This window comes from Microbacterium sp. (genome assembly GCF_051860965.1).
Taxonomy (GTDB): domain Bacteria; phylum Actinomycetota; class Actinomycetes; order Actinomycetales; family Microbacteriaceae; genus Microbacterium.
Genome location: NZ_JBIMKU010000001.1, coordinates 240,371 through 252,991, shown reverse-complemented (window position 1 = coordinate 252,991; position 12,621 = coordinate 240,371). Strand labels below are relative to the sequence as shown.

The following is a 12,621-nucleotide window of genomic DNA, read 5'->3' as shown; positions in this document are numbered from 1 at the left end:
CGAGGGCTGGCCGCCGCGATCAGAACGACGCGGCGGGGTCCTCGGATCCTCGCGCACCCTCCGCGAACAGGCCGGGCGGGTATGCGGCGGTGCCGCGATCATCCAGGAAATCGAGGTCGCGCACGAAGGTGCGCTCGCTGATGCGCCATTCGCCCGAGATGCAGCGGAACACGTCGAGGTAGCGCCCGTGGAGGTGCTCGATCGAGCGGCGGCCCTGAGCATCGACGACCTCGTGCAGGGCGAGAACGCTCGACTCGACGCGCACAGCGCGCGCGTCGATCCAGTCGAACTCCGAGGCGCCCATCAGGTGCACGGTCGATGTCGTCCGGTCGACGAGGCGCTGCAGGGCGTCCGCGAAGTGATCGGATACGCGCCCGTCCCATGTGCCGTGGTGGTCGACTCCGTCGGGGTGGTACGCCGTGAGCGCATATGCCGCGTCCCCGCGGTCCACGCCGCGGCAATAGGCGATGAGAGCCCGACGCACGGCATCCTCGGCCAAGAGCCGATCGACCGTCGAGACCGTCGTCATCGCGCTGTCAGACCGACGATCTCGGCATACCGCCGCATGTCGCGCTCGTAGTTCTCGTCGCCGATGCGCGGCGAGACGACGACCTCGGTGATGCCCAGCCGCTGGACGCCCTCGATGTAGGCGAGGTCGTCCTCCCAGTCCTTCTCCGTCTTGCCCTTGCTGCGCCGCCCGACTTTGAGGGAGAGCTCGGACATCTCGCGCCCCGCGGCCGCCATGGCGGTGCGCAGACGGTCGAGGAATCGCTCGACATCGTCGAATGTGCGGCTGTAGCCCGCCCAGCCGTCTCCGATCTCGACGATGCGACGCAGCGACGCATCGCTGTTGCCGCCGACGATGATCGGGAGGCGGCGCTGCGCGGGCTTCGGGAAGCAGTACAGCGGCGGGAAGTCGACGAACTCGCCGTGGAAGCTCGTGAGCTCCTCCGGCGACCACAGGGCGCGCATCGCGGCGAGGTATTCGTCCATGCGCGCACCGCGACGGGCGAAGGGCACGTCGAGCGCCTCGTACTCCTCTTCGGCCCAGCCGACGCCGACGCCGAACTCGAACCGGCCGCCGCTGAGCTGGTCGATGCTCGCGACCTGACGTGCCGTGATGATCGGGTTGCGCTGCGGCACGACGAACACATAGGTGCCGATCCGCAGCGTCGTGGTGGCCGCCGCGATGCCCGCAGCGAGCACGAGGGGATCGATCACCCCCAGCATCCTGTGCACTTCCTGAGCCCCGCCCGACTCGTAGGGGTAGGACGAACGGTACTCCGGGAAGAACACCACGTGCTCGGGCAGCCAGACCGAGGCGAAGCCGATCTCCTCGATGAGCTGCGCGGCGTCGTGCGACCACGAGCCCGCGCGCGCGCCCGCTCCCGTGAAGAGCTCGCTGATGCCGAGCCTCATGCGTCCACCTTCCCTGCCCGCGCGGCGAGCTGCTCTTTGAGCACGTGCTTCATGACCTTCATGCCCGCGTTGCGCGGCAGCTCCTCGACCAGGAAGACGTGCACGGGCTTCTTGTAGCCCGCGAGCTGTGCGCGGGAGAACGTGCGGACGTCATCGGGGGTGACCGCCGATCCCGGCGAGAGGACGAGCGCGCACGAGACGGCCTCACCCCACCGCTCGTCGGGGAGCCCGAAGACCGCCGCGTCGAGCACGTCGTCCATGAGGAGGAGCACGCGCTCGACCTCGGCGGCGTAGACGTTCGCTCCGCCGCTCACGATCAGATCCTGCGCGCGACCGGTGAGGTAGTAGTAGTCGTCCTCGTCGTGGTACCCGAGATCACCCGTGAAGTACTCCCCGTCGCGCAGCACGGCCGCCGTCTTCTCTGGGGCGTTGTGGTAGCCCGAGAACATGGTGTCGGCCGAGATCACCAGCTCGCCGATCTCGCCGGCTCCGAGCGTGTTGCCCTCGGCGTCGACCACCCGCATCGACGAGGTCGGCAGAGGTCGGCCGACGGACTCGAAGATGTGCGCCGGCCCGCCCGGACGGTAGTCGGTGCGGTTGGTGATCGTGATCGGTCCGACGACCTCGGTCATGCCGTAGGTCTCGACGAGACGGTCGCCGATGACGCCGACGACCGTCTCGGCGAGTTCGGGAGGAAGCGGCCCGCCCGAGTGCAGAACGGACTGCAGCGTGTCGAGCACCGCGGGGTGCAGGCGGATCGCCTCGAGCAGGCCGGGCAGGAGCGGCGTGAGTCCGAGGGTGAAGGTCGACCGGTGCGCGACCATGTGACGTCCGAGCTCGTCGGGCGTCGCGCCGGGCACGAACGACACGGTGCCGCCGGTGTAGAAGTGCGGGAAGATGACGCCCCACAGGCCCGAGACGAACGACCAGCCGCCCGGGAAGGCCGCATGGCCCTGCAGCGGCAGGCGGTATGCGAACGGCACGAGCTTGATGCAGTTCACGACGGCCCGATGGCTCACGAGCACGCCCTTGGGGAATCCGGTCGTGCCGCTCGTGTACCCGATGAGGGCGATGTCCTCGGGGTCGACGTCGAGGGCGATCGGATCGGAGGATGCCGCCTCGAGTGCCGCATCGAACGACTCCGCGCCCGCGGGTGGCTCGCCCCCGATCGCGAGCCATGCCGTCAGCTGGCCGTGTGTGCTCAGGCCGGCCGCGACGGGGGTCGCGGTATCGGTGTGGATGAGGGCCACCGCGCCCGAGTCGGCCAGCACGTAGTCGACCTCGGCGGAGGTCAGGCGGTCGTTGACGTGCACGGTCGTGTAGCCGCCCAGCGCGAGTCCCACGTAGACCTCGAGCGACTCGACGCGATTGCCCAGCAGGGCGGCGACCCGGGATCCCGGTGCCACCCCGCGATCGGCGAGGGCATGCGCGAGCCGCCAGCCCTGATCGATGACCTCGGCGAACGTGCGCTGTCGTCCGCACGACTCGATCGCGACATTGCGAGCGAAGCGGCTTCCTGCGTTGGCGAAGAGCCGGCCCAGGGTGGCACTCATGCGAACTCCTTGAGATCGAACAGACGGACGGCATTGCCCGAGAGGAACAGTTCCAGCTCTTCCGCCGAGAACACGCTGGGAGCACCCGCGTACGGAGCCGCGAGGCCCTGCGCCATGTCGACCCAGCGCTCGAGCTCATCGCCGTCCGGGTCGTGCTTCGTGCCGCGGACGATGTCGGAGCCGAAGACGAGGCGGTGGGCGCCGAGCTGCTCCCGCATGCCGCTCACGCGACGTCTGAACTCACCGTAATCGCGTGCGGCGAGGCGCTGCCAGAGCGAGAGCTCGAGGTAGGCGTGCTGCCACCCGGTCGCGCAGTCGAGCGCCTCGGCCCACCACGCCTCGATGCCGGCATGCGCGAAGGACACCCGAAGGGTGGGATGCAGTGCCAGGAGTGCTGCCACCTCGGCCGGCCGCGAGCGGATCACCTGCAGCGGATCGCCGCCGAGCGGACTGCAGTGGATGACGACGGGCACCTCGTGCTCGACGAGGGCATCGAACAGCCATTCGTGCGCAGGATCGCGCAGATCCCAGCCCGCGGCCGGATAGAGCTTGACCCCGCGGCAGTGCGGGTGCGCGAGCGCCCGGTCGAGGATCTCGCGCGCGTCGTCGTGTCGGGGATCGATTCCCGCGGCGAAGAACAGGCGCTGTTCGTTGCGGGTGCACAGATCCTCGTAACGTGCGTTCAGCCGGTCGATGGGCAGGTGCTCGCCGGCGGGCGCTCCCACGATGGTCCAATCGACGACGGGGATGAGGCCCGCCGCGACCCCGGCGCGATCGAAGGCGCGCATCGTCAGGACCGCATCGGGATCGCTCTCGCCGGTCGCGACGCGCGGCAGCAGATCCTGCGGGTCGCGCTCGGGGAATCGGCGCCCCGCACCCTGGCGCGCCCATGCGAGACGCAGACCTTCAGGGAGCCAGGACGGATCCCAGACGTGCATGTGCGCGTCGATGACGAGCGTCTCGGCCACGGATCATCCCTTCCCGAGGATGTGGACGCTGGATGCCGCGGTCAGCCAGTCCACGACGCCTCCGCCGATCTGGACGAGCGCACGCGACGCGGTCGGCAGCTGCAGATCCCCGGCTTCGCCTCGCAGCTGCAGCACGACATCGTGCACTTGGGCGAGGCCGCTCGCGCCGAGGGCGTGTCCGCGGCCGACGAGGCCTCCGGAACGGTTGACGGGCATGGCTCCGCCGGCGTCGGTCACGCCGTCCATCGCCCAGCGCTGCTCATCGCCGGGGGCGCACAGCCCGGTGTCGGTCCAGGCCATCAGCTCGTAGGCGACCGAGGCGTCGTGCACTTCGGCGAGATCCATGTCCTCGGGACCGAGTCCTGCCTGCTCGTAGGCGGCCAGTGCGGACGCCCGGACGGCATTCGGTGCGTCGGGCTGATCCTTCGGCGGACGAGTGGCCATGCGCGACGCGAGGACGTCGACCGCGCGTGCCGAACGGACGACGGCGGGATCGCTCGTGACGACGACGGCAGCGGCCCCGTCGCTGATGGGCGAGCTCATCAGCACCGTGAGGGGCTCGACGACCATGCGGGCGTTCAGCACGTCTTCCGGGGTTCCGCCGAAGCGGCGGTGCGCATAGGGGTTCAGTCGTGCGGCCTCGAGCGAGCGCGACGCGACGCGCGCGAGACCCTCCATCGTGACGCCGCGGTCGTCGAAGAGGGTGGATGCCAGGCGTGCCTGCCGATCGACGAACGGACTGCGCTCCTGGCCGGCCCCGTCTCCGATGTCGAAGCGCTCCTCGACATCCATCCCGGCGGCGTACGCGCTGAAGGTGCGAGCGCGATCCTCGAGATTGGTCTTCTCGACACCGACGGCCAGCACGGTGTCGTACATGCCCGATGCGACGGCCATCCACGCCAGGTGCAGCGCATTGCCTCCCGACGCGCACGCGTTCTCGACGTTGTGGATCGGGATGCCGGCGAGCCCCAGCGGGTACAGGGTCACCTCTCCGCGGATGCACTCCTGGCCCGTGATGAGGCCCGCGAGGGCGTTCGAGAAGAACACCGCCTGCACGTCGGGCACGCCGATCCCGGCGTCGGTCAGCGCGGCTTCGACCGCGACCTTCGCCATGTCCTTCATCGAGAGGTCGAGGTGCTTCCCGAACGGGTGCATACCGACTCCGCTGACGACGACCTGCGGGTTCACGCGTACTCCTTCTTCTTGCGTTCCGGCTCAGCGGTGGGGCGTCGGCCACGCGGCGCTGACGCCGCCATCGACCACCAGGCTCTGCCCGGTGATGTAGCCGGCGTCGTCGCTCGCGAGGAAGGCGACGGCCGCCGCAGCCTCTTCGGGTCGGCCTTCGCGCCCCATCGGCACCACGCCGGCGCGGGCGTCGGAGCCGCCGGCGCCGAACTCCCGCCGCACGAGCGCCGAATCTATGTTCCCGAGCACGACGGCGTTCGCCCGGACTCCGCGGTCGGCATAGCGGACGGCGACGTGGCGCATGACGGCCAGCTGAGCGGCCTTGGTGGCCTCGTACGACAGCGAACGGCGGCTGCTGTAGATACCGGCCGTCGAACCGACGAACACGAAAGCACCGCGCGCGTTCTCGAGCATGGTCGGCAGGGCGGCCTGGGCGGTGAGCCAGTGCGAGCGCACGTTCACGTCGCCGGCGATGCCCCAGTCCTCGAGCGATTGCACCTTGAGCGGTTCACGACCCGAGATGCCGACATTGCACACGACGATGTCGAGTGCGCCGGCGTGCGCGATGGCCGTCGACACGGCCGCACGGCACGAGTCGGGATCCGCGGCATCGACCTCCACCGCGAGACCGGGCCCGTCGAGGTGCTCGACGGTGACCGTCGCACGGTCGAGGCTCTTGTCGCCGACCACGACGGTCGCGCCCTCTGCGCTCAGCCGCAGGGCGATCGCGCGACCGTTGCCCATCGGCAGGGACTCGCCGTCTCGGGCCGGGCCCTCGCTGCCGCCGCCGAGCACGTAGGCGACCCGACCCTGCAGCCGGCCGCTCATCGGCGGGTCTCCGCGCCGAGGGCGACCTCCGCGGTGATCCCCGCACGGCGGGCGCGGAGGGAGACTGTCGAGGTCATATCTGTCCTTCATCATCGGCGACGTCGGCGGGTGTTCCGACTGTAGAGCAAGTGCTTGATTTAGGCAATCGCGACACCGACCTGCGCGCGTCCGCGCCCTTGTGCCGACCGCCCGAGGTGTGACATCTTCGATGTGAATCAAGCAATTGCTGAAGGGGCGTTGATGACCCGATCGCAGACGCTCGGGGTCGCCCTCGGGTTCATGTCGGCCCTCGACGCCAACGACGCCGCGCGCGTCGCCGCCTGCATGACGCCGGATGCGTCCTGGTGGGTCGACACGGGATCGGATCGCGTGAGCGGTCGGTTCGGCACGGATCCGGGTGAGGATCGCCCCTGGCCCCTGCACGGAGAGATGAGCGCCTCCGACAAGGCCACCGCCCTGGCCGGCGTTCCGGAGCGCTTCCCCGGCGGCGTTCGTCAGATCGTGCGTCGCTCGTTCGCGGGCGGAGGGGTCGCGATCCTCGAGGTGGCGGGGGACGGGCTGTATCTCGGCACGCGTCCGTACCGCAACCGCTACTGCTTCGCGATCGACGTCGACGGCGATCGCGTCAGCCGTGTGCGGGAGTACCTCGACACGCAGCACGCGGCCGACGTGTTCGACGGCCGCCACCTCGATCGCCGGACGACGCTTCCGGCGCAGCAGTTCCCGGATGATCCGCTCGTGGCCACGACTCCCGGCGCGTCCCTCGCGGTGCGTCTGCTCGCGGCGATCTCGGCGGCCGATCAGGATGCCTTCCTGGCGCTGTTCACTCCGGACGCGACGTGGTGGGCGGACGGCGGCAGGGATCGACGATGGTCGGATGCCGAGGCTCCGGCAGATCCTGCGCCGGAGCTTCTGGTGGTCGGGCGCGTGCTCGTCTCGCAGCGCGGTGCGCGCATCCCCGGCCTGCGGACGGCGTATCGGGATGGGCTGCGGATCGAGGCGCACCGCATCACCGAGGACGATGACTACGCCCGTTCGGGCCTCGTGTGCGTCGAGGCGGTGAGCGAAGGCGTACGTGCGGCGGGCGGCCGGGTCTATCAGAACCGGTACGCGTTCGTGCTGACGGTCTCGCCCGGCGGTCTCATCGACGAGGTGCGCGAGTACTGCGACACCCGGCACGCGTTCGACGTCTACGAGCTCGATCTCTGAGGCTCAGCCGAGGTCGGCCCGCGGGTAGCGTTCGAATCGCTCCGGCAACTCCTCGGAATCGGTCGTGCGTGCTCCGGCTGTGCGCACCTTGCGGGCCGCGATCCGCCAGCGATCTCCGTCGTCGACCAGTTCGTCCTCGTAACATCCCCAGATGTGGAAGTGGCTCTCTCCCGTGTCGTGGAAGGCGTACACGTACGAGAGGGTCGACGCGCTCGCCGCATCGAGGCGGAGGAAGGCGACGGTCGAGACGTGGTGGCTCGTGGCCTTGTAGCGTCCTGTCGCGGCGATGAACAGGGCGCGCAGATCGTCCCTGCCCTGCGTCACGTTGCCGTGGCCGTAGTCGAACGTCGCGTCGCCGGTGAACAGGTCGGCGAGCAGATCCACGTCGCGCCGATCGACCCCGCGGCTGTACGCGTAGAGCGTGTCGGTGATCGCCGCGCGCGCCAGCAGATCGTCGATGGTGGATGCCGTCATGTCATGCCCTCCGGGTGATCGGGTCGTCGTCGTGGAAGCGGGCGAGGATCTCGTGCAGTCGATCCCGATCGTCGACGGGCCAGCCGTAGTACGACGAGACGCGATCCACGCGCCCCCCGAACCGGGCCCGGCACAGCTCGGGCATCTCGTCGGGTGAGCCGGTGAGGGCGATGGCATCGAAGAGATCCTGATCGATCAGGTCGGCCATCTCCTTCCAGCGTCCCTGACGCGACAGAGTCTGCAGCTCGGGCTGCAGCGCCCCCTGGCCCACGCTCTCGAGGACGCCGACGTAGGCCGGCGTCGAGGCGTAGAACGCGATCTGCTCCCGGGTCTTCTGCGCGGCCTCGGCGACCTGCTCCTCGGTGTCGCCCATCACGAGGAACAGCGGCACCGACAGCTCGAGCGCGGTGCGCTCACGGCCCGAGGTCGCGAGCCCGCGGGCCACGGCCGGCAGCGTGACGTCGTCCAGATAGGACGTCGTCGTCATGCCGTGCAGCAGCAGTCCGTCGCACAGCTCCGCCCCCAGCGCGGTCATGCGCTCGCCGACCGCAGCGATCATGAGCGGGATGCGGTGCTCGTGGTGGTGCGGGGTGAAGACCGGGGTCATGAGCGTGTGCTGGTAGACCGGCCCCTGATAGTCCAGCCGCGTCCCGTCGCGCCATGCGGTGAAGATCGCGTCGAGGGCGAGCAGGTAGTCCCGCATCCGTGTCGCCGGCGACGACCAGGGCATCGAGAAGCGGCGCTCGATGTGCGCCTGGATCTGACTTCCGAGACCGAGGATGAAGCGTCCGCCCGACATGCCGGCGAGGTCCCATGCCGCGTATGCCGTCGACATCGGGTTGCGTGCGAAGGCGACGGCGATCGCCGTGCCCACCGTCAAGCGCGACGTGCTCATGAGCGCGGCCTGCGACTGCAGGAACGCGTCCGTGACGCTCTCGCTCGCCCAGGCGGCATCGAATCCCTCGGACTCTGCCGTCGCGGCGAGAGGCCCGCACTCGACGCCCGAGGCGCCGATCATCCCCATGTCGATCTTCACCGGGCATCCTTCGGCAGCTGCAGGACCCGTTCGCCGACCGCGTTCTTGAGGATCTCGTCGGTGCCGCCGCCGATGCGCAGCCCCGGCAGGCCGAGCGTGAGCTCCGACCAGGCGTAAGTGCCCCACTCGCCGCTGTCGGCGACATGGCTCGTCTCGAGGATGTCGGCCGCGATGTCGCTGATCTGGGCGAGCAGATCCGTCGTGAGCAGCTTGGTGAGGGCCAGCTCGGGCCCGGGCGTTCCGGCTTCGAGGAACCGGTCGGTGGTCAGCCGGGCGGCCCACGCGCGCACGACGACGTCCGCGACCGCATCGCGCGTCCGCTCGTCGAGCGGCTGCCGAGCAGTTCTCGCCAGGTCGACCAGGCGCTCGACGAGGGTGTCGTCGACGCCGACCTCGCGGCCGATGGCCGAGCGCTCGTTGAGCAGTGAGGTCACGACGACCGACCACCCGGCATCCACCTCGCCCACCCGCCGGTCATCGGGGACGAACACGTCGGTGAGGAAGACCTCGTCGAACGACGCGCCGCCGGTGAGCTGACGGATGGGCCGCACGTCGACACCGGGCGCGTGCATGTCGACGAGGAACGTCGTCAAGCCCGCATGCTTGGGGACGGAGGGATCGGTGCGCGCGATGCACAGCCCCAGATCGCTGAAGTGCGCGCCCGAGCTCCAGACCTTCTGCCCGTTGATGCGCCAGCCGCCGTCGACGCGCTCGGCCCTCGTAGACAGGCCGGCGAGGTCCGATCCGGCCCCGGGCTCGCTGTAGAGCTGGCAGGCGATGAGCTCCGCGGTGCGCAGCGGCGGCAGAAGGTCTGCCTGCTGCTGCGGCGATCCGTGCGCCAGCAGCGTCGGCGACAGCGTCGAGATGCTGAAGCGCAGGTATCCGTCGTCGGGCAGCACGTAATCTGCCTCGAGCTCGCGCAGCAGTGCGGTGTGACGCGGTGTCAGCTCCCGTCCCCCGAACGCGGCAGGACCGTCGACCCAGGCCAGACCGTGATGCGCGAGGTGTGCGCGATATCTCTTCAGCTCGGCGAGCTCTTCGGCTTCGCCTTCGGAGCGCTCGGCGACGACCGACACGCGGTCGTCCGCGACCGCGTCGTCGTCGACGCTCTCGCGTCGGGGCGCGAACCCCGCGAGCGCGACTCTGACTTCTTCCCGGAACTCCGCCTCGCCCACCGACGTCATCGCTCTCCCTCGACCGGTCGTGCGCCGACGGTTGCGTCGGCAGTGACTGGGTTCGTATGCTAGCAAAGCAAGTGCTTGATTGAAACCGTCTCACCGGGGAGAGGAAGTGCCGTGGTCGGCATCGAGACCTACAGCGCGTACGTGCCCGCGCCCCGGCTGGATCTGGCGGACGCCGGTCGTGTGATCGGCGGTCGCGGACGTGGCTCGCGGCCGGTGGCGTCCTATGACGAGGACACTACAACGATGGCGGTCGAAGCGGCGCGGCGCGCACTCGCGGGCGCAGCCGACGTCGAGACCCTCTGGTTCGCGACGAGCTCGCCGGCCTATCTCGAGAAGTCCAACGCCACGACGGTCGCGGTCGCGGCCGGTCTCGGCGCGAGCGGCGGTGCGTACGACGTCGGCGGCTCCCTGCGCGGAGCGGCGGGGGCGCTGCGCGCAGCTCTCGGGTCCGGGAGGTCCGCCGTCGTCTTCAGCGACATCCGGTACGGTCTGCCCGGCTCGGTCGACGAGCAGTCCGGCGCCGATGGCGCTGCGGCATTCGTGGTCGGTCCGGATCCCGTCGCCGAGCTCATCGGATCGTCGTCGGTCACGAGCGAGTTCCTCGACAGATGGCGAGAACCGGGGTCCTCGAGGACGCGCACGTGGGAGGAGCGCTTCGGCGTCGAAGAGTACGTGCCGATCGTCGAGCGGGCGGTCGCGGGTGCGCTCGACGCGAGCGGGCTCGTCCTGGACCAGATCGACCACGTCGTCATCAGCGTTCCCCACGCCCGCGCCGCGGGTGCGATCCGCCGCGGCTACCGACCCGAGCAGCTCGCAGCCGCGGACGCGGCCGGCATCGGCTTCGCCGGAGCGGCCGACTTCGCCCTGCGCCTGGCCGTCGTGCTCGATGCCGCGCGTGCCGGCGAGTCGGTGCTGGTCGTGAGCGGCGCCGACGGCGCCGACGCCTTCGTCTTCCGGCTCACCCCCGAGCACATTCCCGGCAAGCGGGGCATCGGGGCCGCGCTCGCCGCTGCCGGTTACTCGGTCGGGTACGGCGACTATCTCAACTGGCGCGGCCTGCTGCCGCGCGAGCCCGCCCGTCGTCCCGACTTCCGCCCGCCTGTCCCGCCCGCGTCGCGACGGAACGTGGCGTGGAAGTTCGGCTTCATCGCGGCGCAATGCACGACCTGCGGCTACCGCAACATGCCGCCCCGCCGCGTCTGCCTGCGCTGCTCGGCCACCGACGGCTTCGCGCCGATCGCGATGGTCGACGTTCCGGGCCGGGTCGCGACGTTCACCGACGACTGGCTCTCGGAGTCGATCCAGCTGCCCGCCAAGGTCGTCGCCGTCGACTTCGACGGCGGCGGTCGCTTCGAATGCGAGATGACGGATGCCGTGGGCCGCGCGTTCGAGATCGGCGACCGTGTACGACCGACCTTCCGTCTCGCGGGCGTCGGAGCGAACGGTGTGCGCAACTATGTGTGGAAGGTACGACCTGTGGACGAGGAGGACGCCTGATGGCATCTCACGCGCTGAAGAATCCGGTCGCCGTCGTCGGGATGGCCTGCACGAACTTCGGTGAGCACTGGGACCGCGACGTCGACGACCTGCTCGTCGAGGCGACCCACGGAGCCCTGGCCTCGGCAGGCGGTCTTTCGGTCGACGATGTCGACGCCTTCTGGCTCGGGTCGATGATCTCGGGTGTCTCAGGGCTCACGCTCACTCGACCGTTGAACATCTCGCACAAGCCGGTCACCCGCGTCGAGAACATGTGCGCCACGGGATCCGAGACCTTCCGCAACGCGTGCTTCGCCGTCTCATCCGGGGCCTACGACGTCGTCATGGCCGTCGGCGGCGAAAAGCTCAAGGATGCCGGCTACTCGGGGCTCGAGATGCCCAGCGTGCCCAACGACGGGACCCCAGCGGCGCTGAGCGCCCCGGCGATGTACTCGATGATCGTGCCGGCCTACGCCCGTCGCTACGGCGTTTCCGAGGCGCAGATCAAAGATGCGATGACCCACATCGCCTGGAAGAACCACGGGAACGGCGCCCTCAACCCGCGTGCGCAGTTCCGCAAGGCCGTCTCGAAGGAGACGATCGCCGCGGCGCCGTCCTTGGCGGGCAACCTCAGTGTCTTCGACTGCTCGGGTGTCGCCGACGGCGCGGCAGCCGCGGTCATCGTGCGTGCCGAGGACGCCTACAAGTACACCGACCGTCCCCTCTTCATCCGGGCGCTCGCCCTCGACGCGGGTTCGGGCACCGGCCGGTTCGACAGCGACTACGACTACTCCGATCTCTCGGAGGCCGCGGTCTCGGCGCAGCAGGCCTACGCGCAGGCGGGCATCACGGATCCCGCGTCGCAGATCTCGCTCGCAGAGGTGCACGACTGCTTCACACCGACGGAGCTCGTGCTGATGGAAGAGCTCGGCTTCTCCGAGCGCGGCAAGGCCTGGAGCGATGTGCTCGACGGGCGATACGACCGCGGCGGGGCGCTGCCGGTCAACGTCGACGGCGGACTCAAGAGCTTCGGACACCCGATCGGCGCCAGCGGCCTGCGCATGATGTACGAGATGTGGTTGCAGTTCCGCGGCGAGGCGGGGGAGCGTCAGGTGCCGGATCCGACCTTCGGCCTCATCCAGAACCAGGGCGGCAGTCCGGGCGATCTCGTGAGTGTCGTCACGATCGTCTCGGGGAGCGCGTGAGTTCCCACGCCGCCTCACGGGTCGGCCGTGCCCCGTTCGGTAGGCTTCGTGGGTACTCGGACAGGCTCCAGAGAGGAAGCTCCA

The 12,621-nt window shown here is 69.8% G+C and carries 12 protein-coding genes; 3 read left to right on the top strand and 9 right to left on the bottom strand.

Features of this window, described 5'->3' with window-relative positions; genetic code table 11:
- Positions 1-19: 19 nt before the first annotated feature.
- From ACTIFV_RS01120 to ACTIFV_RS01095, 6 genes are read right to left on the bottom strand one after another with little or no spacing between them, the layout of a single operon-like run.
- Positions 20-529 (bottom strand): nuclear transport factor 2 family protein, encoded by a 510-nt coding sequence (locus ACTIFV_RS01120; RefSeq protein WP_439590963.1) that lies wholly within the window; start codon positions 527-529, stop codon positions 20-22.
- On the bottom strand, positions 526-1,419 hold the full coding sequence (locus tag ACTIFV_RS01115) for an LLM class F420-dependent oxidoreductase (protein ID WP_439590962.1): 894 nt from the start codon (positions 1,417-1,419) through the stop codon (positions 526-528). The genes ACTIFV_RS01120 and ACTIFV_RS01115 overlap by 4 nt, the downstream gene beginning before the upstream one ends.
- Positions 1,416-2,972 carry an AMP-binding protein gene (locus tag ACTIFV_RS01110; protein WP_439590961.1) on the bottom strand — a complete coding sequence of 519 codons (1,557 nt, stop codon included), beginning with the start codon at positions 2,970-2,972 and terminating at the stop codon, positions 1,416-1,418. The genes ACTIFV_RS01115 and ACTIFV_RS01110 overlap by 4 nt, the downstream gene beginning before the upstream one ends.
- Entirely contained in the window at positions 2,969-3,940 is a 972-nt protein-coding gene (locus ACTIFV_RS01105) for an amidohydrolase family protein (protein ID WP_439590960.1), read from the bottom strand. Before ACTIFV_RS01105 ends, ACTIFV_RS01110 begins: the two co-directional genes overlap by 4 nt.
- A 3-nt stretch (positions 3,941-3,943) precedes the next feature.
- On the bottom strand, positions 3,944-5,128 hold the full coding sequence (locus ACTIFV_RS01100; RefSeq protein WP_439590959.1) for a thiolase family protein: 1,185 nt from the start codon (positions 5,126-5,128) through the stop codon (positions 3,944-3,946).
- A gap of 27 nt (positions 5,129-5,155) precedes the next feature.
- Entirely contained in the window at positions 5,156-5,953 is a 798-nt protein-coding gene (locus ACTIFV_RS01095; RefSeq protein ID WP_439590958.1) for an SDR family NAD(P)-dependent oxidoreductase, read from the bottom strand.
- Between the two features lie 240 nt (positions 5,954-6,193).
- On the opposite strand from ACTIFV_RS01095, the gene ACTIFV_RS01090 reads away from it, so the two are divergent.
- On the top strand, positions 6,194-7,162 hold the full coding sequence (locus ACTIFV_RS01090; RefSeq protein ID WP_439590957.1) for a nuclear transport factor 2 family protein: 969 nt from the start codon (positions 6,194-6,196) through the stop codon (positions 7,160-7,162).
- A gap of 3 nt (positions 7,163-7,165) precedes the next feature.
- On the opposite strand, the gene ACTIFV_RS01085 is transcribed toward ACTIFV_RS01090, so the two are convergent.
- Genes ACTIFV_RS01085 through ACTIFV_RS01075 form a run of 3 tightly spaced genes read right to left on the bottom strand, consistent with a single transcriptional unit; the run spans position 7,166 to position 9,856 of the window.
- Positions 7,166-7,636: a nuclear transport factor 2 family protein gene (locus ACTIFV_RS01085; protein ID WP_439590956.1), complete on the bottom strand. Its 471-nt coding sequence runs from the start codon at positions 7,634-7,636 to the stop codon at positions 7,166-7,168.
- A 1-nt stretch (position 7,637) separates the two neighbouring features.
- Complete coding sequence (locus ACTIFV_RS01080; protein ID WP_439590955.1) at positions 7,638-8,672, bottom strand: TIGR03617 family F420-dependent LLM class oxidoreductase; 1,035 nt, start codon at positions 8,670-8,672, stop codon at positions 7,638-7,640.
- Positions 8,669-9,856: an acyl-CoA dehydrogenase family protein gene (locus tag ACTIFV_RS01075; protein WP_439590954.1), complete on the bottom strand. Its 1,188-nt coding sequence runs from the start codon at positions 9,854-9,856 to the stop codon at positions 8,669-8,671. Before ACTIFV_RS01075 ends, ACTIFV_RS01080 begins: the two co-directional genes overlap by 4 nt.
- A gap of 111 nt (positions 9,857-9,967) precedes the next feature.
- Here ACTIFV_RS01075 and ACTIFV_RS01070 point away from each other — a divergent pair, with 111 nt between their 5' ends.
- A complete protein-coding gene (locus ACTIFV_RS01070) occupies positions 9,968-11,353 on the top strand; it encodes a hypothetical protein (protein WP_439590953.1) in 1,386 nt (461 codons plus the stop codon).
- Positions 11,353-12,537: an acetyl-CoA acetyltransferase gene (locus tag ACTIFV_RS01065; protein ID WP_439590952.1), complete on the top strand. Its 1,185-nt coding sequence runs from the start codon at positions 11,353-11,355 to the stop codon at positions 12,535-12,537. Before ACTIFV_RS01070 ends, ACTIFV_RS01065 begins: the two co-directional genes overlap by 1 nt.
- Positions 12,538-12,621 lie beyond the last annotated feature (84 nt).